The organism is Pseudodesulfovibrio pelocollis, assembly GCF_030282845.1.
Taxonomy (GTDB): domain Bacteria; phylum Desulfobacterota; class Desulfovibrionia; order Desulfovibrionales; family Desulfovibrionaceae; genus Pseudodesulfovibrio; species Pseudodesulfovibrio pelocollis.
Window position 1 is genome coordinate 17,801 of sequence record NZ_JASTWE010000018.1, and the last position, 24,091, is coordinate 41,891.

Below are 24,091 nucleotides of genomic sequence, written 5' to 3' on the forward strand. Positions count from 1 at the left end.
GGTTAAAAGAGCACATCCGAGTTGGCCGTGGCCCAGTCGGAAAAGGCCGGGCACTCCACCACGCAGGGGGCAGTCCTGACCGAATCACGCACCAGGAGCACAGCGAACTCGGCGGGCAGCCGCGAGGCATAGGTGATGATGCTCCCGGCGGTGTCGGCTCCGGCCTTCCTGGCCAGGGCGCCGCACAGGGCATACAGGGTGGCCGGTTCCTCGGGGATCTCGGCCACATCGGGGCGGTCGATGACCGCGTCGGGGTCGGGCAGTTGGCGATGGATGCGGGCGAATCCGATGAACTCGGCCGCCGCGCCAGGCCCGACCGCGCCGCGCAGCAGATCCGCCTCCACCTCCGGGGCCGGTCCGGCCGCGAGCATCCGGGCAGCGAACTCCCAGGACCGGGGCGAAGGAAACGCCTTGTCGTCGCGCTTGGGGTCAAAGCTGTGCAGCAGATTGGGCCGGTAGCGGACAAAGGCGCGAACTTCGTCGGGCAGCCCCTGCGCCGCGGCCCAGTCGAGCCACTGGTCCACGTCTACCTCGAAGTCGAGATGCACGAACCGGTTGGAAAGGGCCGAAGGCATCCTATGGGTCACGGCCCGGTCGCCCTCGCGGTTGCCCGCCGCGATCACGGTCCACCCCTCGGGCAGCTCGTATTCGCCCACGCGCCGGTCCAGGATGAGCTGGTAGCAGGCGGCCTGCACCAGCGGCGGCGCGGCGTTGAGCTCGTCGAGGAAGAGCACGCCCCGGCCCGAGACGGGCAGGAAGGCGGGCGGGCACCAGCGGGCCGTGCCGTCGGCCGAGACCGAGGGAATGCCGCGCAGGTCCACGGGATCGAGCAGCACGGCCCGCAGGTCGGTCAGCTCGCATTCAAGCTCGGCGGCCACCTGGGCCACCACCTGACTCTTGCCCACCCCGGGCGGGCCCCAGATGAACACGGGCTGGCGGATGGGAATGAGCGTCCGCAGGGACGCCTTGATCTGGCTTGGGGTCACTGTTCGCCTCTCATTTGCTGACGGGTCAATCCACGTATTCCACGAGGTTGAACCGAATGTTTTGCACGTCTTCCATGAACTCCTCGCCGCACTCCATGGCGGTCTCGTTCTCCTCGTGGTAGCGCCAGTTGACCACGATGGTGCGGCCCTTGGCGGCCTCGGAGTCGAGCATGTCGAAGAGGTCCATGAAGGTCTTGGAGGAGGAGCTGTTGAAGTAGAGTATCTCCATGTTCAGCTCCACCCGATCGTTGCGGGCATCGGACAGGAACCGCTCAAGCCAGTCAAAGACCGGGCCATAGAAGCCTGAGCAGTTTTCCGGGTAGGACTCGCCCCGAATCTCCAGGATGCGGGTCTCGGGGTCGAAATCTATGTGCGGGGACGACTTGGTCGCCTGAACGCTGAAACGGGTCATGGCAAACTCCTACTGGGCCACTACTTTCATGGAAAAAAACGAGGTCTCGCAATCCAGAGGAACAAAGTCGTAATCCATGGGCCGCGACGACTGGCGGGCCATTTCGATGAAGCCGAGGCCAGCGCCCTTGGAATCCGTGTCAGGCAGGCTGCGGCGGCGTTCGCGATAGTAGGCCTTGAGATCCTGCCTGCCCATGGCGCGCAACGCCTCAAGCTGGCTGGCCAGCCTGTCCACATCCTCGGCGCGCACCTTGTTGCCGCAGGCCACGAAGAAGCTGCCGTCGCTCTCGCGACCGACAACAACCTGGCCATGGGCCATCTCGCCCAGTCCCTCGCAAGCGTGAAGGGAGCGCTCGGACGAATAACGCACGATGTTCTGCATCTGTTCCACCAGGATGGAGAAGACACGCTGCACGCTGGCCATGCCCGCGTCCTCGGCGCGCATCTTCTCGCGCATGAGTCCAGCCAGCCCCTCGACCATGGTCTGGGACACCGGCCCGTTGAAATAGAGGATTGTGCCCTTGGCCCTCATTTCTTCGTAATATTTGTACAAATTAGATGCCATATCATCCTCCGTCACTGTACCTCGAAGCCGAGTACGGTCATGTCGTCGCGGCGGGGCTCGTCGCCCTGATAGGCCTTGACCAGGTCCAGCAGATCCTGGCCGATCCCGCCCACGGGCCGATCCGCCCGTTCTTCCAGAAACCGCATCAGCCGACTTTTGCCAAAGGGCAGCCGCCGGGGGCCGCCCACCTGATCCACGATGCCGTCGGTGGCCATGCAAACCCGGATTCCGGGCGACAGCGCCAGCTCGACATCGGTAAACAAGAAATCCCGCGGCGAGCGGACATGGCCGAGGCCGCAACGGTCGCCCCGGATGCGACGGGCCCTGCCCGCTTCAACCACATACAGGGGCGTGTTGGCCCCGGCGAAGACAAGGCGATGCGCCCCGGGCGAAATATGGCACAGGGCGCAGTCCATGCCGTCGTCGGAACGGGCCTCGCCCCCCTTCTGACCCAGGGCGTCCTTGATCAGGGTGTTGGCCCTGGCCAGCATTCCCGCCGGAGAAGTATCCCCCTCGACCAGCGCTTTTTCCAGAAGCGACTGCACGATAAGGGTCATGAACGCGCCGGGCACGCCATGGCCCGTGCAGTCGATCACCCCGACAAAGAAGCCGTCGCCCCAAGGCTTGACCCAGTAGGCATCGCCGCCCACCACGTCTCGTTGGCACCAGAGCAGAAAATGGTCGGGCAGCACGGCCGCAAGCTCTGCCTCGTCGGGCAGGAAGGCGGCCTGGATGTGCGAAGCGTAGTCGATGCTTTCAAGGATCTGGTTGCGCGCCTCGGCCAGGGCCTGCATGGCCGTGGCAAGCCTGTGCTGGCGGCTGGCGATGGCATGGCCCATCCAGTGCATGTTGCGCTTGAGGTTTGCGAAGTCATGCCGGTCCTCTTCATCGGGCGGCGGCTCGGTCATGACGTACTCACCGCGCTTGAGCAGCTGGCACTGGACGTTGAGTTCGCGGATATTGCGCAGGGCGATGACATGGCTCAGCCACTTGGCCAACGGCACCACCAGGATGATGCCGACCACCAGAAACCCGACCATGAAGTTGATGACCCCCTCCTGCGCGCCGGAATGCCAGAGCACCAGGGCGGTCAGGGGAAAGGCCACCATGGACGCGCAGAGCACGGCCGTCATCTTGGCCTCGACACTCATGGACGAGGCGGCCCGGAGCAGACCCGAGGCGGCGCGCATGGTCAGCCCTCCCCGCCGTCCGGGCAGGCCGGACCGTGTTCCGCGCTCCTGCGCGGGCAGACCGACCGGCGATAGACCTCCACCCGGTCCCGGCCGTTCTTCTTGGCTGCGTACAGGGCGATGTCCGAATACTTGAGCAGCGAATCGATGCTGTCCTGCGGCCCCTCAAGCGAAGCCAGACCGATGGACACGGTCATGCGCAGCGGCCCGGCCAGGGACTCGACCACGGCCGCTCGCACGGCCCGGGCCACCCGGGCGGCCACGGCGCAGGCGTCCTCCACCGAGGCATCGGGCAGCAGCACGGCGAATTCCTCGCCGCCAAGCCTGGCGACCACATCCACCTCGCGAACCGACTCGTCGAACAGGCGGGCCAGCTCCACGAGAGCGATGTCACCCGCATCGTGGCCGTGGGTATCGTTGATCGCCTTGAAGTGGTCCACGTCGATCATCAGCAGCGCAAGGTCGCACCCCTTGCGTCTGGCCCGGTTCAGTTCACGTCCGGCCAATTCCATGAAATATCCGCGGTTCCACATGCCGGTCAGGCTGTCAGTGCGTGCCAGACGGCACATTTCCTCGATCATTGCCTTGCGCTCCGTAACATCCACCAGCACGCCGACAACGCTCCCGGGGCCTGCTCCGTCCGCCGCCACCACACTGGCGCTTATCTCGACCCACAAGGCGTCCGAACCCGGGCCGCAAACGCGGGCCTCGTAGCGCCGGGCGTCTCCCGAGACGAGCAGGGCCTCGTAAATCCGAAAGTCGTCCGGGTCACTGAAGATGCGGTGCAGCACGCCCACCTCGGCCACGAACGCCTCCGGACCCCCGCAGCCGAACATGGCCGCCATGGCCGGGTTGACCTCCACCAGACGCCCGGCCGAATCGCACCGATAGATGCCCTCGGTCACATTCTCGAAGATGCTCCGGTATTTGCCTTCGCTGGCGGCAAGATCGCGGTTGAGGTTGCTCAGGGTCTGCTGCATGCGATCACCCATGGTGACCAGTCTGCGGCTTTGGCGATAGAGCTTCTCGTACTCGGCCACCAGCACGGCAAAGGCGCTGGCGTCGCACTGCCCGGCCTCTCCGCCCAGAGCCTCACGGGCTATGGCCAGCACCCGTTCTTCCCTTCTGAACACTTCCTTCTGCATGGTTCCCCCTGGCGGCGTGTCGCCCGGAAAAGTGATATTGAAATTCATTTTCATTGTCAACGCAAAATGCGGGCAAGAAATCCGGTGCGACGAGGCGGGAAGCAAGTGGCGCGAGGCGCCGTGCCGGGCCGGAGTGCCAAGGCGAATCTCCGATGCCGCCCGCGGCCAGCTACTGGAGCAACTCCCAGGCGGGCGGCCAGCGCATCAGGAACCATGCGCGCGAGTGTCGAGGTGGCGTGTCATGCCGAAAGAGCTATGAAGGGGCCGTGGCGGTTTCGGCACTGCGGGAATGAATATTTTTTGGAAACAGCTGACGTAGAGCGAAGAAAATTGACCACTTGCCGCATCGCACCGTCAAATACCCCTTCACTTGACCGGGATTATGGCATATGATGTCAGTTATGATTCTCACAGAATTTCCCCCCTGCCCGACGGCATCGTCCCGCACGGGTTTTCCATGGACCCTGGCCGCGCTCCTGATATTGACGGCAACCTTGGGCCTGGGCCTGACACTCGTCCTGCGGACGCCTGCTGCGGCGCAACCCGCGCCCATCGCCGAGGTGGTCTCGGCCGGGAAGTCCTGGGACACCTTCACCAATACCGACGGCACTGGACTCTACCACGAAATCCTGGACGCGGTCTTTGGCCTGCACAACATCCCGGTGCGCCACGAATACGCCGCCTCGGAGCGGGCCCAGGAGATGGTCAGCCTGGGGCAGGCCGACATGATGCTCTGCGCCGACAGGGCGGACCCGCCCCTGGTCATGGCCCGCATGCCCATGTACGAAAACGCCTTCCACGTCTTCTTCAACCGCGACCGCATCGGCCAGTGGCGGGGGCCAGAGAGCCTGCGCGACAAGATGGTCCTCAGCCAGCCCGGCTATTATTCGAGGGCCAACTTCCCGGTGCCGGTGCGCCTCAAATTCGTGACCAACGGTGCCCAGGCCCTGGGCATGATCCTGCTGGGCAGAGCCGATTTCTATGTGGACGACATGGCGCTCATTGGCGAATCGGTCCGGGACAACACCATTCCATTTGACATGGACGACTTCGACATCCGCCAGGCCGGGGTCCGCTCCTACCACCCTCTCGTCAGCATCTCCGAGCGCGGCGCGATGATCATGGAGCTATACGACCAGGGCATACGCACCCTGCACACCCGGGGCGTTCTCAAGGAAATATACGACAAATGGGGACACCCCTATCCGGATTTCGACAGCCGATGACGTGAATCTGGGGTGATACGGGCTTCTCCTTTTTCCCATTCTTGGCTATATTGCGACAAAATGGGCATTCTGCCCGAGACTTCATCTCATCGTGACAAGGAATAATCCCATGCCCGCCATATCCACCTCTGTCTTCGAACTGCTCAAGATCGGCCCAGGGCCGTCGAGTTCCCACACCATCGGCCCCATGCGGGCCGGATTCGATTTCATGGAGCGCGTCCGACAACTGCCCGAAGCTGACCGGCTCGGCGCGGACGGGATGGAAGTCCGACTGTTCGGCTCGCTTTCGGCCACCGGCGGCGGCCACGGAACCCCCAGGGCGATCATGGCCGGACTGCTCGGCCACCAGCCCGACACCTGCCTGCCAAACGTCCTGGAACAGTTCGACGACGAGGCACCCCCCTTTGCCCTCGACCTGGGGGGCAAGACCCTCCCCTATCGCACCGGTGACATCATCTTCGACGCCGTGCAGCACGACTACCCGCACAGCAACACCATGATCTTCCGGCTGCTCAGAGGGGGCGACACCGTGCTTGAGCGGGTCTACTTCTCCGTGGGCGGCGGCTTCCTGCGCTGGGAGGGATGGCAGGAGCCTGAGCGCGGCCAGCCCGCCTACCCCTACGAGACCATGGGCCAGGTCAAGGAGCATCTGCGCGCCAACTCCATGCGCCTGCACGAACTGCTGCTGGCCAACGAACAGGCCATCACCGGCATGACCGAGGAGCAGATATGGGCCGGGCTCGACCGGATCATCGAGATCATGGAAGGCGCGGTGGAGACCGGCATCGTCACCGAGGGCGTGCTGCCCGGCCCCATCGGGCTGCAGCGCAAGGCCCCGGTCATGTACCGCCGGGCCAAGAGCGAATATTTCCAGGGCTCTGGCTTTCTCAAGGCGGTCAACGCCTATGCCCTGGCCGCCTCCGAGGAGAACGCCGCCGGGCACTGCGTGGTCACGGCCCCCACCTGCGGCGGCGCGGGCGTGCTGCCCGCCATCCTCTACACCATCAAGCGCCACATGGGCGCCTCGCCGGATGAGGTCCGCCAGGGGCTGCTGGTGGCCGCCTGCTTCGGCTTCCTGGCCAAGCACAATGCGTCCATCTCCGGGGCCGAGGTGGGCTGCCAGGGCGAGGTGGGCGTGGCCTCGGCCATGGGTGCCGCCTTTCTGGCCTATGCGCGCGGCTATCGCTTCCAGGTCACGGAAAACGCCGCCGAGATCGCCATGGAACACCACCTGGGCCTGACCTGCGACCCGGTGGGCGGCTATGTCCAGATACCCTGCATCGAAAGAAACGCCATGGGCGCGGTCAAGGCCTTCAACGCCTACCTCATCGCCTCGACCCTGGACGAATCGTACCAGAAGGTGGACTTCGACAAGGTCATCAAGGCCATGGCCCAGACCGGGCAGGACATGTCGCGCAAGTACAAGGAGACCTCGCTGGCGGGTCTGGCCATGAGCATGACCGAGTGTTGACCCCAGCCAGGCACCGCGCCATGGCAAGCGCGACGACGCGCCCGGCTGAAACGCACCATGCGCCGAAATCGGCCCCGGCTCTGCCTGAATTGATTGCCCAGCGACGAGAATTCTGCTAGGAGTCCACTGGCCTTGAGGCAGATACCATTTCCGGGGAGAAAGCGTGATTTCCTTCAAAAATGTCAACAAATGGTTTGGGGATTTCCAGGTCCTCAACAATATCAACCTCGACATCAGAAAAGGCGAGGTGGTGGTCATCTGCGGTCCGTCAGGCTCGGGCAAGTCCACCCTCATCCGATGCATCAACCGGCTCGAACCCATCCAGGACGGCACCATCACCGTTGACGGCATGGTCGTCTCGGACCCGGCCACCAACATGACCCTGCTCCGGGCCGAAGTGGGCTTCGTCTTCCAGCAGTTCAATCTCTATCCGCACATGACCGTGCTGGAAAACATCACCCTCGCCCCGTCCATGGTCCGGCACATGAACAAGGGCCAGGCCACGGCCATCGCCATGGAACTGCTCAAGAAGGTGGACATCCCGGACAAGGCCGGGGCCTATCCCTCCCAACTTTCCGGCGGCCAGCAGCAGCGCGTGGCCATCGCCCGCGGACTGGCCATGCAGCCCAAGATCATGCTCTTTGACGAGCCCACCTCCGCGCTTGACCCCGAGATGATCAACGAAGTGCTCGATGTCATGAAATCCCTGGCCCGCGAGGGCATGACCATGATCTGCGTCACCCACGAGATGGGCTTTGCCCGCGAGGTGGCGGACCGGGTCATCTTCATGGACGGCGGCCTGCTCATCGAGGAGAACACCCCGGTGGAGTTCTTCAACAATCCAAAGAGCGACCGGACCAAGGATTTCCTCAGCAAGATCCTCAGCCACTAGGCTTACTGGATAGGCCCCGGCGGGCGCGGTGCGCGTCGCGGGCGCTTGGCACATTCAACCGTTGAAGGAGTGGTAAATGAGAGTCCTCAAAATCAGTGTTCTGGCCGCCCTGCTCGTCATGGCCGCCAGCGTGGCCTTCGCCGGCCCCACCTACGACCGGGTCATGGCCGACAAGGTCGTCCGCGCCGGCGTATCCAACCAGGGCATCCCCTTCGGGTTCATCAACGACAAGAACGAGTGGGTCGGCTTCGACGTGGACATGGCCACCGAGATCGCCAAGCGCCTGGGCGCCAAGCTCGAAATGGTCGTGGTCAACAACAACACCCGTATTTCCTTTGTCCAGACCGACCCGCCCAAGGTTGACATGGTCCTCTCCAACATGACCCACAAGCGCGAGCGCGACAAGAAGATCGACTTCTCCATCACCTACTTCTTCGACGGCCAGAAGTTCCTGGCCCTCAAGGGCGCGGTGAAGGACGTCAAGGACCTGGCCAACATGCGCGTCGGCTCCATGCAGGGCACCACCTCCATCATCAACGCCACCGAATACCTGAAGAAGCTCGGCAACCCCGATCCCAAGGTCACCGGCTATGACGGCGAGGTCGCCATGTTCGAGGCCCTGCGCTCCGGCCGCGTCCAGGCCATCACCACCGACTCCACCATCCTCCTGGGCTACGCTGCCAAGGAGCCCGGCAAGTACGAGCTGGTGGGCGACTTCATCTCCGACGAGCCCTACGGCATCGGCCTGCCCCAGGACGACTCCGCGTGGCGCGACACCATCAACTTCACCATCCAGGACATGTGGGCCGACGGCACCTACATGACCATCTACAACAAGTGGTTCGGTCCTGATTCCGACTACCCGTTCCCCATGACCGAAAAGATCGAGATGTGGCCGTAGGCCGCACGGCACAAGCCCAACCAGGTCCCGGAGCGTAACGCTCCGGGACCTTTGCTTCGGAAAAACAGATGTTCAAACGCCATTTCGACAAAATTTGGGTCCAGAACCTCGCCCTGCTGACACTCCTCGGCCTGGCGTTCTACTATTTCGCCTTCGTCTTCGAGTTCAAGTACGATTTCGACTGGACCATCTTCGTCAAGGAAGGCCAGTACGGCCACATGGGCAAGCTGCTGCTGGGCGGCCTGAACACGACCATCACCATCACCCTCTACTCCACGGTCATCGCCCTGGTCCTGGGCACCCTCTTCGGCTTGGCCCGGCTCTCAAAATTCAAGCCGGTCTACTATTTCGCCACCTGCTATGTGGAGTTCTTCCGCAACACGCCGCTGCTCATCCAGCTTTTCTTCTGGAATTTCGCCCTGCCCTACGCCTTTCCCGTGGAGCTGCGCATGCAGCTCTTTGAACTCAACTTCGAGTTCTGGATGGCCACCATCGGCACCGGCATCTTCACCGGCGCCTTTGTGGCCGAAATCGTGCGCGCGGGCGTCCAGTCCATCCCCAAGGGGCTCCTTGAGGCGTCCTATTCCTCCGGCCTCAACTTCAGCCAGACCCTGCGCAAGATCATCCTGCCCCTGGCCTTTCGCGAGATCATCCCGCCCCTTGGCAGCGAGATGCTCAACAACATGAAGAACACCTCACTGGCCATGACCATCGGCGTGACCGAGGTCTGCTGGGCCATGCAGGAAATCACCGCCCTGACCTATCACAGCTTCGAGGCCACGGTGGCCGCCACCATCATCTATCTCTCCCTCTCGCTGATCATCGCGGGCGTGCTCAACCTCGTGAACATCAAGCTGAAGATCATGCCAAGCGGACGCAAGCCGCTGATGCGAAAGGTGGCGGACACGATCTTCGCGCCGCTCGGGCTGCTGGCCCGAGGCGTGGAATACGTGCTGTGGCATCTGCGCCGCCCGGCCGACGCCTCAAAGACCGTATCGCCCCTGCGCCGCCTGCTGCGCAGATCGCGCAAGGGATTCGTGCTGGCGGCCAAGGCCGCCTTCGTCCTCCTGCTGGGCGTGGTCCTGCTCAAGGCCCTGGTGGCCGTGGCCGGGTTCAACTTCCAGGTCATCGCCGACAACTTCGTCACCCTCCTGATCTGGCGCTTCCCCGGCGGTTCGGAGACCGAATTCTTCATGGGCCTGGGCGGCCTCGCGGGCGCGCTGCTCATGGCCGCCATCGCCATCTCCGGCAGCTTTGTCATCGGCCTGTTCGTGGGCATGGGCCGCACCTCGCAAAACCGCGCCCTGCGCGTGCCCTGCACCATGTATATCGAACTGATCCGGGGCAACCCCCTGATCATAGTCATCTTCTGGATGTACTTCTTCATCCCCATCATCCTGAAAATCGACCCGCACGTGTTCTGGTCGGCCACCATCGCCCTGACCGTCTTCTTCGGCGCGTACATCGCCGAGATCGTGCGCGGCGGCATCGAAAACATCCCACCCGGGCAGGTGGAGGCGGCCAAGGCGTCCGGCCTGAGCTACTTCCAGACCATGCGCAAGATCATCCTGCCCCAGGCCCTCAAGCAGATGCTGCCCGCCCTGGTGGGCATGTTCATCGCCGCCTTCAAGGACACCTCGCTGGCCTACATCATCGGCGTCATGGAGCTGACCCGGGCGGCTTACGCCATCAACAACCGGATCATGATCCACCCCTTCGAGATATACACCACCGTGGCGCTCATGTACTTCGTGTTCAGCTACCTGATGAGCCTATACGCCAAGCGGCTTGAGCGCAAGCTCAGCCCCGAAACCGTCAGAATCGAGATGTAGCCCGCGCCGCAACAGCAGCAAGACAAAGGAGAAAATCCATGGGCAAGACCATCATGCAGCGCCTGAGAAAGGGCGAGGACCTCGTGACCGAACTGACCCGGGTCTGCCGAGAAAACGCCATCACCCGGGGATCGATCCAAGTCATCGGGGCCATGGAGCAGGCCAGCCTGGGCTACTATCACCAGGACACCCGCAAATACGAGACCCACGCCATCGACCAGCATGTCGAAATCCTGGCCGGCATCGGCAACGTCTCGCTCCTCGACGGCGAGACCTTCGTCCACCTCCACCTGACCCTGAGCGACGCCACCTGCCAGTGCATGGGCGGCCACGCCATGGAGGGCAACATCATCTTCGCGGCCGAGGCGATCATCACAGAAATCCCGGGCGAGGCGCTCAACCGCGTCTTTGACGAGCCCACCGGTCTCAAGCTCTGGGGCTGACCCCGGACCCGGCCAGGACCATCAGGCCCTCCCCCGCGGAGGGCTTTTTCTTGCCCTGCGCACCAAAGACACTTTTGTCGCTGGTGCGCAATTTTCGTACACCATCACTGACACCTCGTAGTTTTTCATGTTACAAATCAGCGTTTTGTGATCTGGCACACGGCTTGCGTTGACATGGGCAAACACCTGCAACCCGGAGGATTCCCATGTCCCGCATCATGCTCGCCACCACCGCCCTTGCCCTGGCCCTGACCACCACGCTGGTTCTGGCCGCGCCAGCCCTGGCCTCGCCGCCTGTTCCGGCGGACATGCTCCTGGCACCGCCGCCCTTCATCGAGGCCACCCGCGCCTCCGTGCCCTTCTCGCACGAATTGCACGACAAGGCGGGCGTGGCCTGCGTCACCTGCCACCACACCTGGGACGGCAAGGAAGAGATAGGCAGCTGTTCCGTGGCAGGCTGTCACGACCAGCCCGGCAGAAAGGGGGAAACGACCTTCTACTCCGCCTTCCACGCCCGGGACAATGACGCCAGCTGTCTGTCCTGCCACAGGTCCATTGTCCAGGAGGGGGGCCAGGCACCCATAGCCTGCAAGGACTGCCACATCAACTGACCGCACAAGCACGAAGGCCCGCTCACGCGGGCCTTCTCTTTCCTCGGAAATACGAGACGGCAACTCGGTCAGGACACGCGCAGGGCCTCCTGCACGGCCTTGAGGGCCTTGACCTTGGACAGGGCACTGTAAAGCTGGTCCAGATCCTTGACCTCCACCGTGAACTCCAGCACCGAGGTGCCGTCCACCTTGGACTCGAAGCTGCCCGAGTCGATGTTGACGTTCTGCTCGGCCAGCAGGGTGCATATCTTGCCGAGCATGCCGGTCTTGTTGAGACACTTGATCCGGATTCTGGCCGGATACGGCTTGTCCTCGACGCCCTCCCAGTTGACGCCGATGAGCCGCTCATCCTCGAAATTCTTGACGTTGTGACAGTCGATGCGGTGAACTGTCACCCCCCGGCCCCGGGTGATGTAACCGATGATGGGCTCACCGGGCAGCGGATTGCAACAGCTGGCGAAGCGGACCAGGACGTTGTCCACGCCGGAAATCTGCAACCCGTCCGTCTTGGGCTTCTTCTTCGCCTCGGGATGGCTGGCGGCGGCCTCTTCGCGCTCCCGGGCCTTGCGTATGTCCGCGCTCTCGCCGTGGATGACGGCATAGAGCTTCTTGACCACCTTGCGCGGCGTGAAGCGAGAGAAGCCCACCTGGGTCAGCAGATCGTCCACGCTTCCACAGTTGAAGCTTTCCACAAGCTTGTGGAACTCACCCTCCTTGATTGTCTTCTGGACATTGATGCCCACCCGGCGGCCTTCCTTTTCCAGCAGCTCCTTGCCCAGGGCGATGGCCCGCTCGCGCTCCACGGTGCGGATGTACTGCTTGATTCGGGTGCGCGCCTTGGCCGTCTTGACGAACTTGAGCCAGTCGCGGCTGGGCATCCGGTTCTTGTCGGTGATGATCTCCACCGAATCACCGTTCTTGAGGGCGGTGTGCAGCGGCACGATGCGGCCGTTGACCTTGGCCCCGGCGCACTTGTCGCCCACCTCGGAGTGGATGGCGTAGGCGAAGTCCACCGGGGTCGCGCCCTCGGGCAGCTCCTTGATGTCCCCATTGGGCGTGAAGACGTAGACCTCTTCCTGGAACATCTCGAGACGCAGCGAGGCCATGAACTCGCGCGGGTCCGAAAGCTCGCGCTGCCAGTCCATGATCTGCCGAAGCCAGGTGTAGCGTTCGGCGTCGCGGGTGTCGGCGCTCCTGGCCCGCTTGCTCCCCTTACCCACCTCCTTGTACTGCCAGTGGGCGGCCACGCCGTATTCGGCGATGCGGTTCATCTCCTCGGTACGAATCTGCACCTCGATGCGCTCCCCGTCCGGGCCGATGACGGTGGAGTGCAGGCTCTGGTACATGTTGGCCTTGGGGATGGAGATGTAATCCTTGAACCGGCCGGGAACGGGCCGCCAGATGGAATGGATGAGCCCCAGCACCGCGTAGCAATCCTTGATGGATTTCAAGATGATGCGAAAGGCGATGAGGTCGTATATCTCGTCGAAGGTCAGCCCCTGCTGCTCCATCTTGACGTGGATGGAGTGCAGGTGCTTGGTGCGGCCATAAACGCGCCCCTTGATCTCGTTTTTCCGAAGCATGTCCACGATCAGGTCGATGACCTTGTCGATGTAGGGCTCGCCCGCGGCGCGGTGCTCTGAAACGGCCTGACTGAGCTGATCGAAGACATCGGGCTTGAGATAGCGCAGGCAGAGGTCCTCAAGCTCGGTCTTGACCCGGTGCAGGCCCAGCCGGTTGGCCAGGGGCGCGTAGATATCCTGGGTCTCCTGGGCGATGAGCCGCCGCTTGACCGGTTTCATGAACTCCAGGGTGCGCATGTTGTGCAGCCGGTCGGCCAGCTTGACCATGAGCACGCGGATGTCCTCGGCCATGGCCAGGATGAGCTTGCGGATATTCTCGGCCTGCTGCACGGCCTTGGACTCGAAGTCCATCTGGCTGATCTTGGTCACCCCGTCCACGATGTCGGCCACGTCGGAACCGAAGAGTTCCTCGATCTCGTCCACTGAAGCCTGGGTGTCCTCCACGGTGTCGTGCAGCAGCCCGGCGGCCACGGTGGCCTCGTCGAGTTGCATCTCGGCCAGCAGATAGGCCACGTTCATGGGGTGGGAGATGTACGGCTCGCCCGAACGGCGGACCACGCCGTCGTGGGCCTGGGCGGAAAATATGTAGGCCCGCTGGATCAGGTCCAAGTCAGGATTCTCTATGTAAGACGCCACCTTGTCGGTGATCTGGTTGATACGAATCATGGGGCCTTCTTGATCCTAGGGCTGCATTTGCAGCGACTTCGGTATCCACCACTGGGGGAAGTTGTAGGTGATGCCCGCCGGAGCGGCCTCGATGTTCTGCACCCGGGCCTGGACGATGGGCAAGGATTTCGGCACATACAGGAAGCAGTAGGGCACGTCGTCGTGCAGAATGCGCTGCACCTCGTCGTAGATGGGCTTGCGCTCCTTCGGATCGACCAGCCTGCGGCCCCGCTCCAGCAGGTCGTCCAGCACGGGGTTGACATAGCGGGTGAAGTTGAGCCCCCGCTCCACGGCCTGGGACGAATGCCAGACGCTGTAGATATCCGGGTCCTGAAGGATGTTCCAGCTCAGGATAACCGCGTCGAACCGCCCCTTGTCCACGAATTCCTTGATGAAAGCCGCCCACTCCACAGTGCGCAGCTCCACCTTGATGCCCACGTCCGCAAGGCGCTGCTGGATGATCACCCCGGCCTTGATGCGCTGGGTGTTGCCCTGGTTGGTGATGATGGAGAAGGCAAAGGGAACGCCATCCTTGTCCAGCAGGCCGTCGCCGTCGGTGTCGGCCCAGCCCGCCTCGGCCAGCAGCGCCCTGGCCCGCTGCGTGTCGTATTCACGCGGAACGACGTCCTCGTTGTATTGCCAGGTGCCCGGCTTGTAGGGCCCGTTGGCCATCTCGCCCAGGCCGAAGAGCACGCCCATGACGATCTCGCGCCGGTCGATGGCGTGATCGATGGCCCGGCGCACCCTGACATCCTGAAAGAATGGATGCTTCATGTTGAAGCCGAGGAAGGCATAGCCGGACGCCAGGTATTCGAACTTGTGGAAGCTGCCGTCCCAGCCCGGCCCGGTGGTCTGGAAAAGGTATTGCAGCGGGGTCAGGTCCATGGTGTCGAGGTTGCCCGCCTTGAGTTCCAGGAACTGGGTGGAAAGGTCCGGGATCATGCGGTAGATCACCCTGTCGATATGGGGCCGCCCCTCGAAATAGTCCGGGTTGGCCTCCAGCACGATACGTGTTCCCGGCGTCCACTCCCTGAGCTTGTACGGCCCGGCCCCCAGGGGCTGGCGGCTGTACCGGGTGTCCAGCAGATTCTCGCCCTCCAGGGCGTGTTTGGGCAGGATGTCCATGGCCCAGGTGATGAGCGCCTTGGCAAAGGGCTGGTCGTACTCCACTTCGAAGGAGAACGGGCCGGTCAGCCGGAACGCCTTGACCGCCTTGAAATTCTCCGCATAGGCCGTGGGCGTCTCCGGGTCGATCATCAGCCGGTAGGTGAACTCCACGTCCTCGGCCGTGAGCGGTCGGCCGTCGAACCAGCGGATATCCTCGCGCAGGGTGAACCGGAGCAGTCGTCCTTGGTCGAGCACCTCAAAGGATTTGGCTGCGTGGGGCACAACCTCGATGTCCTTGTCGTACTTGATGAGACCGACATAGATGCGCGAGGCCACGGCGTGGGAGGCCGAGGTGGTGGAGAGCATGGAGATGAGGTTGTCCGGCTCGCCGAGCATGGCCTCGACCAGGGTGCCCCCGTCCTCGGGCTCGGCCGGGATGGTCGCCAAATCCACCGGCCGGACGGGCGTGGCCGGTCCGCCGCCCTCGCCGCAGGCGGCGACAAGGGACAGGACCAGTGCCATGAGCAGGAACGTGAGGACAGGCAGTCTCATTTTTTCTTGCAAAACTACAGGGCTTGGACCATATAATCGGGAGAGCGTCGGCCACTTCGGTCACTATGAACCATCGAAACCGAAAAGCCAAGTGAACGAAAGGCCGCGCAAAGGTTTTTATTCAACTTGCCCAATGCTGTGGATACGTGTATGCACACGTGTTCAGCGATACCGGCAAGCGACAGAGAGTGCCCGAATGAGCAGCGGCGAAGAACAAATAGTCAAGTCAATCCTCCAGAACTTCATCGGCGACAGCATCCCGGAGTACATTCTGGAGAGTGCGCGGGAAGTCGTCGCGGCCAATGGGGTCTCCAAGCTCGACCTCAAGAAACGCGACCAGTACTGGGACATTGACGGACAGGTGCAGGGAGACGACTTCCAGAATTACACCTCGGAGATCGGCGTCAACCTGAGCGACCGGAGCGTCAATTTCTATTGCAACTGCCCTGACTCCTTCTCCGGTGTCTGCCGCCATGTGGCGGCCACTGCGGTCAAGCTGCTCAAGTCCCTGAACTCGGAATCCGGGGAAAAGGCCCCGATCACGCGCACGGACTGGCGCCAGACCTTCCGCCCATTCTTCGCCACCGAGCTTGAGCCCGAGGCCGGACGGCACTATCTCATCTACCGCATATTCCCCGAACTGGGGCGGCTCCAGGTGGCCTTCTTCCGCGCCCGCCAGAACAAGTCGGGCATCTCCCAGGTGCAAAACGAAGTCACCCTGGCCCAGATCGTGGAAAACCCGGACTGGTGCGACACCTCCCCGGCCCTGCCCGGCGTGGCCGAGCAGATCGGCCACTACCTCGACTACTGGGGCCACCGGGTCGAGATTCCGGCGGGCCTGCACTCCTGGTTCTTCCGCGCCGTGAAGAACGAATATTACCTCTTCCTACGCGAGACCGACCAGCCGGTGAGCATCGAGTCCAAGACCATGCAGCTCAAGCTCTCGCCCACCTTGAGCGAGGACGGATTGATGTTCGACATCCTCCTTTCCCGGGAGGACAAGATGCCCTTCTCCATCACCAACGAGGAGGAAATCTATTTCTACGGGCGGCTGCCGCTGTGGGTCTATTACAAGAACGCGTTCTACCCGGTGCAAACCGGCCTGGACCCCAAGCTGGTGCAGGGCATGGTGGAGAAAAAACCCATCGTGCCCCACGCCGATGTGTCCGAGTTTCTCGACCGCGTCTGGACCCGCATCCCGGTCTCGGATCTCTACGGCCAGGAGGACTTCCTGGAGCGCGTGGGGCCGATATTCCAGGATGCGGAATACAACCCCAAGCTCTTCCTAGACGAGGAGGGGAGCCTGCTGGTGCTCAAGGTCCAGAACATCTACGAGAACGAGCAGGGCGAATTCATCATGCCCGGTCCCAACCCGGATTTGCAGACCGGCAGTTATCACGCGGAAGGCAAGAGCTACCTCATCCGCCGCGCCCAGGAGGAGGAGGCCAATCTGCTGGCCGAATTGCAGGACATGAATTTCCAGCCCAGGAGCAACCACATCTGGTTCATGGAGCAGGAGGAGGCCATCAATTTCCTGCTCGACCACTATCCGCAATTGGTGGAGGCGTACCGCGTCTACGGCGAGCAGAACCTGACCCGCTACAAGGTGCGCACCACCCAGCCCGTGGTGGTGGCCGAAGTGGAATCGGACGAGGAGGACAAGTGGTTCAACCTCGAACTCTCGGTGGAATACGACGACCAACGCGTGCCCATCGACGTGATCTGGGAGGCGTGGACCAAGGGCAAGCGCTACGTCCAGCTCAAGGACGGCTCCTACACCAGCCTGCCCGAATCCTGGCTCCAAAAGCTCGGCCACAAGCTCAAGGCTCTGGGCTTTGACCCGGAAAAGGCGCCCAAGAAGCAGTTCAACCAGTTCGAGGCCCCGGTTCTCGACAAGATACTCGAAGACCTGCCCCAGGCCCACACCGACGCCTATTTCGTCAAGCTGCGGGAAAAAATAAACAACTTCAGCGAAATCAGGACCGTTGAGCAGCCAAAGAAGCTTCAGGCGACCCTGCGACCCTACCAGCTCCAAGGCATGAGCTACCTCAACTTCCTGCGCGAGTACGGGTTCGGCGGCATCCTGGCCGACGAGATGGGCCTGGGCAAGACCATCCAGACCCTGTCCTACATCCAGTCTTTGGTGGACTCGGGGATCACCGGGCCGAACCTGATCATCGTCCCCACCTCGGTGCTGCCCAACTGGGAGCGCGAGGCCCAGAAGTTCGTGCCGGAACTCAAACGGCTGACCATCTACGGAGCCAAGCGCGACGACCTCTTCCAGCACATCAAGGACTCGCATCTGGTCATCACCACCTATGCGCTGCTGCGCCGCGACCTGGATGAACTGCTCAAGTACGAATACGCCAGCGTCATTCTCGACGAGGCGCAGAACATCAAGAACCCCAACACCATCACCGCCCGCTCGGTGCGCAGGCTCGAAGCGGGGCTGCGCGTCTGCCTCTCAGGCACGCCCATCGAAAACAACCTCTTCGAGCTGTGGTCGCTCTTTGAATTTCTCATGCCCGGCTTCCTCGGGTCCCAGCATTCCTTCCAGCGCGGCATCGTCAAGCCCATCAAGGACGGGGACGAGGAAACGCTCGATTACCTGCGCTCCCGCGTAAAGCCCTTCATCCTGCGCCGCACCAAATCCGAGGTGGCCAAGGACCTGCCGCCCAAGATCGAGACCACCCACTACTGCGATCTGGTGGATGAGCAGCGCGACCTCTACAACGCCCTGGCCAAGAAGCTCAAGGATCAGGTGCTGCGCGACGTGGAGGAAAAGGGCATGGCCAAGAGCCAGATGTCCATCCTCGACGCCCTGCTCAAGCTGCGCCAGATCTGCTGCCACCCGCGCCTGCTCAAGCTCGACATGCCCGGCGTGTCCACCAATCTGCCCTCGGGCAAGTTCGACGCCTTCAAGGATCTGGTGGTGGACATCATCGAGGGCGGGCACAAAGTGCTGGTCTTCTCCCAGTTCGTGCGCATGCTCCACATCATCCGCAACTGGCTGCAGATCCGCGAGATTCCCTTCGCCTACCTCGACGGCTCATCCAAGGACCGCTTCGAGCAGGTGGACCGGTTCAACGACAGCCCGGACATCCCCATCTTCCTCATCTCGCTCAAGGCGGGCGGCACGGGCCTCAACCTGACCAGCGCCGATTACGTCATCCACTATGACCCGTGGTGGAACCCGGCCGTGGAGAACCAGGCCACGGACCGCACCCACCGCATCGGCCAAAAAAGGCAGGTCTTCGCCTACAAGATGATCTGCCAGAACACGGTGGAGGAGCGCATCCTCAAGCTCCAGGAGCAGAAGAAGGACGTGGCCGAATCCATCATCCCGGGCCAGTCCGCCCTCAAGGGACTGACCCGCGACGACCTTGAAATGCTCTTCGAGATTTGACGCGCACCTCCAGCGGCAAAGCAGGAAAGATTCCCGTTTACCGTGCCGCCCTGCTCTGCTACCTCTGTGACCGGGGCGCGGCCCCGGGTCCGCAACGCCGGACACCCACATCGACAGGACACGACGCATGCACGCGATGGACAAGCTCTTCAACGGGGTCACCTACGTCTTCGACCCCCTGCACCACTTCTGGGAGAAGGACTCCACCCAGCGAGCCGTGGGCGGCGGGCTCATCGCCGTCTTCGTCCTCGCCCTGATCACCATCGAGCTGAACCGGCAGGGGCTGCTCACGGGCCGTCTGGCCGAGATGACCCCCACCAGCCACTACATGGCCATCAACCTGGCCTTCACCCTGGTCCTTGTCCTCGAGGTGGTCAGCCTGATCTTCACCCTGCCCTGCTCCATCTCGAAATCCGTGGGCAAGCAGTTCGAGATCCTGGCCCTGATCCTGCTGCGCAGCGCCTTCAAGGGGCTGGCCGATTTTCCCGAGCCTCTGACCATCGTGGGCTATGAGAAGGAATTGCTGGTCATCCTGGCCGACGGCGGCGGGGCCGTGGTCATCTTCGCCCTGCTCGGGGTCTACAGGATGCTGCGCCAGCGCATGCAGGAAACAGGCATGGCCGGGCCGACCCTGTTCCGGTTCGTGGCGGCCAAGAAGCTCGTGGCCCTGTTCATCCTGGCCATCTTCATCGGCATGGCCGTGGAAAACTGCCTGCTCCTGGCCTCGGGCCGGATGCCCCACGCCTTTTTCGAGAAATTCTACACGGTCCTGATCTTCAGCGACATCATGCTGGTGCTCATCGCCCAGCGCTTCCTGCCCGAGTTTCGCGCCGTCTTCCGTAACTCCGGCTTTGCCCTGGCCACCCTGCTCATCCGCGTGGCCCTGACCGCGCCGCCCTACAACAACGTGCTCATCGGCATCGGCGCGGCCGTGTTCGCCTGCGCCCTGACCCTGGTCTACAACACATTCTACTCCACCCCGGTCAAGCGCACCAAGGCCCCCCGCTAAGCATCCCCGCCAGCCACAAACAAAAAGGGTGGCCGAAACCACCCTCTTCGTCTCGCGATCCCGTGCCGCCGTGTCAGCAGCGCGGGGGCTTCCCGACACTCGCCGACACGCCCGGTCAGAAGGGCACGTCGTCCATGCCGCTGGCCTCGGAGGGGAAGGCCGGGCCCAGGTCCTCCTCGGGCTCCTGCTTGCGCGTCTGGGGCCGCTGGCCCTGGCCCGCGCCCTGCTGCTGATATCCGCCCTGCTGCCCCTGCTGGCTGTGCTGCTGGTATCCGCCCTGGCCCTGCTGGTCCTGCTGATAGCCGCCCTGCTGGCCTCCGGCGTGCTGGCCATCCGGAGCGCGATCAAGCCCCTGCACGTTGTCAGCCACGATCTCGGTCATGTAGCGGTCCTGACCGGTGGTCTGATCCTGCCACTTGCGGGTCTGCAACTTGCCCTCCACCAGCACCAGCCGCCCCTTGGCCAGATAGTTGCCGCAGAACTCCGCGGTCTGCCTCCAGGCCACGATATTGTGCCACTCGGTGCGCTCGACCTTCTGGCCGGTCTGCCGGTCCCGATACCCCTCGTCGGTGGCGATGGAGAATTTGGCCCGGGCCTGTCCGTTGGGCGTATAGGACAGCTCGGGATCGCGCCCCAGGCGGCCTATGAGGATCACTTTGTTCATACTTCCAGCCATATCAACTCCTTACATATAAACATTCGCTTTGGCCTTATCATCTATCAAAAATTGCGGGCAATGTCTTCCAGGGCGTCGAGGCATCCTTCGAGTTCATAGGAGAGGGTGTCCGCCTCTGCGGGCTGGCGGGCTGCCAGGGCATCCTGAACCTTGAAGCGCAGGGCCTCGGCCTCTTCCGCCCTCTCGCGCAGCGGCTCGCGCTGCTCCTTTGGAATGAGCCCGGCGCGCACGGCGTCGAACACGGCCTGGGCCAATTCCATCACCCCCTTGCGCGGGATGGCGTCGCCGCCCTCGCCCCAGACCAGTTTCCACAGGGCGGGCCAGGTCTTTGCCACCTCGTCCTCGCTGAAGGTCGATGCCGAAACGCGAATCTGCAGTAACTTGCCCATGGTCCCTCCCGGGTGCGCGGTTTATGGCCGCAGGCCACCTTGCGCGGGCCTGCGGCCAAAACGATCATTCCTCTTCCCACTCGCTCTGGATGCGGGCGACCACATCCTGGATGACCGACAGCTGGTCCTCGGGGCAGACGCCGATGAGGGGCTCGCCCTCGTCCACGTTGTCGCCCCGGCCGAAATACACGGAATAGATGATGCCTTCCGGGCCTGAGTACGAAAGCGGCGTCTCTCGCTTCATGCGGGAAACAATCATCAGCTCCATGCCCTCGCGCACCTTGACCGAGCGCTTGCCCGAGACCTTGAGCTTCTGGTCCACCTCGGGCACGAAATAGTATTTGGCCCTCTCCGGGGCGCGGAAGAGATACAGCGCCTTCTGCAGGACCAGTTCGATAACCTCCTGGCGGGTCAGGAAGTGCTTGATGGTCACCAGCGGCTCACCGGCCTCGACGAATTTCCCTTCAAGCTCGGTGCGGATCATCCCGACCTCGCCCTTCTCGGGCGCGTGGATCGGCTTTTTGTTCTTCTCGCGGGTCAGGTGTCCGAGCAGGGTTCCGGGCTTTTCCTTGTATTCGCCGAAGCGGCCGTGGACACGATCGCCCGCCTTGAGACCGGTGAACTCCACCACCCCGGTGTGGGGCGCATGGATGACGATTTCGCGATAGGGCGAAGCTTTGACGGTATCGAGTAATTCCTTGATATTCAGCACGTACTCTTCCTTGATTTCGATTTTGGTGGCAGGCGCGCCCCGGCGGGCGGGCTAGCGATAATAAAGGTTGCGGCCACCCATGGTCAAGAGGGCCTGGTGCAGGTTCTTCCGAACCTCGCGTCGGTCCCAGATGCCGTGAATATGCCCGCGCGACAGCGCGTGGTAGGCGCTGTGATAGTCCGGGGCCACGGCCATGCCCGTGGTCTCGGCAATGACGCCCGGCCCGGCAAAGCCGATGTTCGACGAGTGGACCGCGAACTGATAGGGCGAGCAGCCAAGGAAGCTGGCCACCGGCCCGGCATAGGAGTTGGTGTCGTAGAGCACGAGGTAGAGCCCGCCTCCGTCGATGTAGCGGCGCACCGCGATGGTACAGCGCGGCATCTGGATGACGCCGTTGACGCCCTCCTGGATGCGAATGCCCGCCGTGCCATGCACATAGGCGATGAAGGGCTGGCGCTTGCGTCCGGCCCGCTCGGCGGCGCGGATGAACTTCTCACCCTCGGCCGCGCCCACGCTGCCCCCGCGAAACGGCGCGCACAGCACGGCCACCACGGTCTCGACCCCGTTGATGGCCGTTTCAAAGGTGATGCAGGCGGACTTGAGGCCGGTGCGCTCCTTGGCCTGATCGAGTTTGGCGTCGAACTGCTCGTAGCCCAGCGGATTCATGGATTCCAGCCGCTGGTTGAACTCCCGGGAACGGTCGTAGTCGAAGACATTGTGGAGATACCACGGGTATTCCATGGGAAAATGGTGGCCGCAACTGGGGCAGACCCCGGCGAAATCGCCGTACAGATCGGGCACCCACAGATCCGGGCAGTGGTGGGTGCGCACCTGGGGACAGGACACGGTCCTGTCTTCCTGGCTGCGCGGGCTGATCCACGCCCACTCGCTGCCCACCAGACAGGCTCCGTCCTCGGGGCAGGAGAGCCGCGTCAGTCTGTCCCTGACCGCGTCGCCCTTTTTCTGCTGCTCCACATTGGTCACGGGCAGGATGCTGTCCATGATCCGCTTGAGCGGCATGAGCAGCTTTCGCCGCACGATGTGGGCCTCGGCCCCCAGGTCTTCAAGCATGGCGTCCAGCCGTTTCTTCTGCCGTCCCAGCAGATCGTAGCGCAAAAAGGAATTGGCCGCCCAGACGGTGCCTCTGGCCGAGGCGGCCATGCGCTTGATCAGCCCGGTGCCGTCCAGGCAGGCGTGGCGGCTCATGGCCCGGAACTTTCGCTGGCGCAGGTCTACCAGCCGGTTCGAGGCCGAGCTGGAGAGATTCCAGCGCATGAAGACGACCTCGGCATCGCCGACACTGGCACGCACGGCCATGGCCCGGAACAGCTTCATGGACCTGACCTCGCTGACAGCCTCGTTGGTGGCCTGGATCAGCTCGCGCCGCAGGTCGCGGAAAAAGTCATAGTGCGTGGGCCGCGCCCCCAGCGGCGGCTCCTGAAGCACCCGGTCCACATAGCCGTTTTCGAGATTGTCCAGGGCCGTGATGCGCAGCTGGCGGGCGCATTTCTCTATGAGTTCCGGCGTGGCCCGGCTGTCTGTCCGCAGGCCGCCCTCGATGGCCGCCGCCCCCTCGGGCGAGATGACCGAATAATAGCCATGGGAGAGCATGATCCGCCGGTCGGCAAGGCCCACTGCCTCGGCCCCGCCGGAGCCGCCTTCGGAAAAGACCGCAACCACCGGTGCCCTGAGGGCGGCCATCTCATAGAGATTCCTGGCGATTTGCTGAGCCGCGCCGGGCCAGTCCTCCACCGGGTAGGCCCCGGGGGTGAAGACAAAGGTGTGGATCGGGATGTTCTCCGTCTCGGCCACCTTCATGTAGTGCAGGGCCTTGGCGTTGCCCCAGGGCTTGACCGAGCCGCCGTTGCGATACGCCTCGCCGTGGCCCTTTTCCTGCCCGATGACCATGACCATCTGGTTGACGATCCGCTCCCCCACCCGCCTGGAGAAATAGGCCCGGGCGATGAGCATGCTCGGGTCGATGTTGAACTCGCCCCGCCCGCCGATTTCGGTATAGTTGTCGTAGACGTTTTCCAAGATGTCCTTAAGACAGATGCGCTGCGGGTGGCGCACGATGCGCACCCGGTCCATGGGGGTGAGTTGGGTGTCGAGCTTGCGCTCGGAAAAGGCGAAGAGGTCTTCGAGCCGGGACAGTTCCTCGGCCTGCACGCCGCCGGGGGTGGCGGCATCGCGATCAAGCACCTCGCCGAGCTTGGCCGTGAGCAGGCGGATGTGATCGTCCTCCTTGCCCCCGAAAATGTCGCGGATGTAGGCGAGGCGGTCCTTGATGTCCTGGATTCGTCTGTCTGTGTCCATGG

20 protein-coding genes are annotated in these 24,091 nt (G+C 63.1%); 9 read left to right on the forward strand and 11 right to left on the reverse strand.

Annotated features, from left to right (window positions below):
- Positions 1 to 2: 2 nt before the first annotated feature.
- From QQS14_RS08080 to QQS14_RS08100, 5 genes are read right to left on the reverse strand one after another with little or no spacing between them, the layout of a single operon-like run.
- A complete protein-coding gene (locus QQS14_RS08080) occupies positions 3 to 986 on the reverse strand; it encodes an AAA family ATPase (RefSeq protein WP_285906469.1) in 984 nt (327 codons plus the stop codon).
- Positions 987 to 1,011: 25 nt separating this feature from the next.
- The gene (locus tag QQS14_RS08085) at positions 1,012 to 1,398 is read right to left on the reverse strand and encodes a DUF1987 domain-containing protein (protein WP_285906470.1); all 387 of its coding nucleotides are present in this window, start codon (positions 1,396 to 1,398) and stop codon (positions 1,012 to 1,014) included.
- 9 nt (positions 1,399 to 1,407) lie between these two features.
- Positions 1,408 to 1,962 carry a SiaB family protein kinase gene (locus QQS14_RS08090; protein WP_285906471.1) on the reverse strand — a complete coding sequence of 185 codons (555 nt, stop codon included), beginning with the start codon at positions 1,960 to 1,962 and terminating at the stop codon, positions 1,408 to 1,410.
- Positions 1,963 to 1,973: 11 nt separating this feature from the next.
- Complete coding sequence (locus QQS14_RS08095) at positions 1,974 to 3,152, reverse strand: PP2C family protein-serine/threonine phosphatase (RefSeq protein ID WP_285906472.1); 1,179 nt, start codon at positions 3,150 to 3,152, stop codon at positions 1,974 to 1,976.
- A 2-nt stretch (positions 3,153 to 3,154) separates the two neighbouring features.
- On the reverse strand, positions 3,155 to 4,297 hold the full coding sequence (locus tag QQS14_RS08100) for a sensor domain-containing diguanylate cyclase (protein ID WP_285906473.1): 1,143 nt from the start codon (positions 4,295 to 4,297) through the stop codon (positions 3,155 to 3,157).
- A gap of 401 nt (positions 4,298 to 4,698) precedes the next feature.
- Here QQS14_RS08100 and QQS14_RS08105 point away from each other — a divergent pair, with 401 nt between their 5' ends.
- From QQS14_RS08105 to QQS14_RS08135, 7 genes are all read left to right on the forward strand, one after another.
- On the forward strand, positions 4,699 to 5,523 hold the full coding sequence (locus QQS14_RS08105) for a substrate-binding periplasmic protein (protein WP_285906474.1): 825 nt from the start codon (positions 4,699 to 4,701) through the stop codon (positions 5,521 to 5,523).
- A gap of 109 nt (positions 5,524 to 5,632) precedes the next feature.
- Positions 5,633 to 6,994, forward strand: coding sequence for an L-serine ammonia-lyase (locus QQS14_RS08110; RefSeq protein ID WP_285906475.1), 1,362 nt, complete (start codon positions 5,633 to 5,635; stop codon positions 6,992 to 6,994).
- Between the two features lie 163 nt (positions 6,995 to 7,157).
- Positions 7,158 to 7,886, forward strand: a complete 729-nt coding sequence (locus QQS14_RS08115; protein ID WP_285906476.1) for an amino acid ABC transporter ATP-binding protein — start codon at positions 7,158 to 7,160, stop codon at positions 7,884 to 7,886.
- 76 nt (positions 7,887 to 7,962) lie between these two features.
- Positions 7,963 to 8,787, forward strand: a complete 825-nt coding sequence (locus QQS14_RS08120; RefSeq protein WP_285906477.1) for an ABC transporter substrate-binding protein — start codon at positions 7,963 to 7,965, stop codon at positions 8,785 to 8,787.
- A 68-nt stretch (positions 8,788 to 8,855) separates the two neighbouring features.
- The gene (locus QQS14_RS08125; protein ID WP_285906478.1) at positions 8,856 to 10,619 is read left to right on the forward strand and encodes an amino acid ABC transporter permease; all 1,764 of its coding nucleotides are present in this window, start codon (positions 8,856 to 8,858) and stop codon (positions 10,617 to 10,619) included.
- Between the two features lie 38 nt (positions 10,620 to 10,657).
- Positions 10,658 to 11,062 carry a PPC domain-containing DNA-binding protein gene (locus QQS14_RS08130; protein WP_285906479.1) on the forward strand — a complete coding sequence of 135 codons (405 nt, stop codon included), beginning with the start codon at positions 10,658 to 10,660 and terminating at the stop codon, positions 11,060 to 11,062.
- Between the two features lie 206 nt (positions 11,063 to 11,268).
- Positions 11,269 to 11,673: a cytochrome c3 family protein gene (locus QQS14_RS08135; RefSeq protein WP_285906480.1), complete on the forward strand. Its 405-nt coding sequence runs from the start codon at positions 11,269 to 11,271 to the stop codon at positions 11,671 to 11,673.
- A gap of 68 nt (positions 11,674 to 11,741) precedes the next feature.
- Here QQS14_RS08135 and QQS14_RS08140 read toward each other — a convergent pair whose 3' ends face one another.
- Positions 11,742 to 13,922, reverse strand: coding sequence for a RelA/SpoT family protein (locus QQS14_RS08140; RefSeq protein ID WP_285906481.1), 2,181 nt, complete (start codon positions 13,920 to 13,922; stop codon positions 11,742 to 11,744).
- A 15-nt stretch (positions 13,923 to 13,937) separates the two neighbouring features.
- Positions 13,938 to 15,581 carry a peptide-binding protein gene (locus tag QQS14_RS08145; RefSeq protein ID WP_285906482.1) on the reverse strand — a complete coding sequence of 548 codons (1,644 nt, stop codon included), beginning with the start codon at positions 15,579 to 15,581 and terminating at the stop codon, positions 13,938 to 13,940.
- A gap of 196 nt (positions 15,582 to 15,777) precedes the next feature.
- Here QQS14_RS08145 and QQS14_RS08150 point away from each other — a divergent pair, with 196 nt between their 5' ends.
- Positions 15,778 to 18,987 (forward strand): DEAD/DEAH box helicase, encoded by a 3,210-nt coding sequence (locus tag QQS14_RS08150; protein WP_285906483.1) that lies wholly within the window; start codon positions 15,778 to 15,780, stop codon positions 18,985 to 18,987.
- A gap of 127 nt (positions 18,988 to 19,114) precedes the next feature.
- Entirely contained in the window at positions 19,115 to 19,996 is an 882-nt protein-coding gene (locus QQS14_RS08155; RefSeq protein ID WP_285906485.1) for a hypothetical protein, read from the forward strand.
- 115 nt (positions 19,997 to 20,111) lie between these two features.
- On the opposite strand, the gene QQS14_RS08160 is transcribed toward QQS14_RS08155, so the two are convergent.
- From QQS14_RS08160 to QQS14_RS08175, 4 genes are all read right to left on the reverse strand, one after another.
- A complete protein-coding gene (locus tag QQS14_RS08160; RefSeq protein WP_285906486.1) occupies positions 20,112 to 20,672 on the reverse strand; it encodes a single-stranded DNA-binding protein in 561 nt (186 codons plus the stop codon).
- A 44-nt stretch (positions 20,673 to 20,716) separates the two neighbouring features.
- The gene (locus QQS14_RS08165; protein WP_285906487.1) at positions 20,717 to 21,061 is read right to left on the reverse strand and encodes a hypothetical protein; all 345 of its coding nucleotides are present in this window, start codon (positions 21,059 to 21,061) and stop codon (positions 20,717 to 20,719) included.
- A gap of 64 nt (positions 21,062 to 21,125) precedes the next feature.
- Entirely contained in the window at positions 21,126 to 21,773 is a 648-nt protein-coding gene (locus tag QQS14_RS08170; RefSeq protein ID WP_285906488.1) for a biotin/lipoyl-containing protein, read from the reverse strand.
- 51 nt (positions 21,774 to 21,824) lie between these two features.
- A complete protein-coding gene (locus QQS14_RS08175; protein WP_285906489.1) occupies positions 21,825 to 24,089 on the reverse strand; it encodes an acetyl-CoA carboxylase carboxyl transferase subunit alpha/beta in 2,265 nt (754 codons plus the stop codon).
- Positions 24,090 to 24,091 lie beyond the last annotated feature (2 nt).

Bases quoted from the DNA above. Each gene is read 5' to 3' on its own strand.
- QQS14_RS08085 (WP_285906470.1), bottom strand. From the start codon at position 1,398: ATGACCCGTTTCAGCGTTCAGGCGACCAAGTCGTCCCCGCACATAGAT.
- QQS14_RS08090 (WP_285906471.1), bottom strand. From the start codon at position 1,962: ATGGCATCTAATTTGTACAAATATTACGAAGAAATGAGGGCCAAGGGC.
- QQS14_RS08095 (WP_285906472.1), bottom strand. From the start codon at position 3,152: ATGCGCGCCGCCTCGGGTCTGCTCCGGGCCGCCTCGTCCATGAGTGTC.
- QQS14_RS08100 (WP_285906473.1), bottom strand. From the start codon at position 4,297: ATGCAGAAGGAAGTGTTCAGAAGGGAAGAACGGGTGCTGGCCATAGCC.
- QQS14_RS08105 (WP_285906474.1), top strand. From the start codon at position 4,699: ATGATTCTCACAGAATTTCCCCCCTGCCCGACGGCATCGTCCCGCACG.
- QQS14_RS08110 (WP_285906475.1), top strand. From the start codon at position 5,633: ATGCCCGCCATATCCACCTCTGTCTTCGAACTGCTCAAGATCGGCCCA.
- QQS14_RS08120 (WP_285906477.1), top strand. From the start codon at position 7,963: ATGAGAGTCCTCAAAATCAGTGTTCTGGCCGCCCTGCTCGTCATGGCC.
- QQS14_RS08125 (WP_285906478.1), top strand. From the start codon at position 8,856: ATGTTCAAACGCCATTTCGACAAAATTTGGGTCCAGAACCTCGCCCTG.
- QQS14_RS08130 (WP_285906479.1), top strand. From the start codon at position 10,658: ATGGGCAAGACCATCATGCAGCGCCTGAGAAAGGGCGAGGACCTCGTG.
- QQS14_RS08135 (WP_285906480.1), top strand. From the start codon at position 11,269: ATGTCCCGCATCATGCTCGCCACCACCGCCCTTGCCCTGGCCCTGACC.
- QQS14_RS08140 (WP_285906481.1), bottom strand. From the start codon at position 13,922: ATGATTCGTATCAACCAGATCACCGACAAGGTGGCGTCTTACATAGAG.
- QQS14_RS08145 (WP_285906482.1), bottom strand. From the start codon at position 15,581: ATGAGACTGCCTGTCCTCACGTTCCTGCTCATGGCACTGGTCCTGTCC.
- QQS14_RS08150 (WP_285906483.1), top strand. From the start codon at position 15,778: ATGAGCAGCGGCGAAGAACAAATAGTCAAGTCAATCCTCCAGAACTTC.
- QQS14_RS08155 (WP_285906485.1), top strand. From the start codon at position 19,115: ATGCACGCGATGGACAAGCTCTTCAACGGGGTCACCTACGTCTTCGAC.
- QQS14_RS08160 (WP_285906486.1), bottom strand. From the start codon at position 20,672: ATGGCTGGAAGTATGAACAAAGTGATCCTCATAGGCCGCCTGGGGCGC.
- QQS14_RS08165 (WP_285906487.1), bottom strand. From the start codon at position 21,061: ATGGGCAAGTTACTGCAGATTCGCGTTTCGGCATCGACCTTCAGCGAG.
- QQS14_RS08175 (WP_285906489.1), bottom strand. From the start codon at position 24,089: ATGGACACAGACAGACGAATCCAGGACATCAAGGACCGCCTCGCCTAC.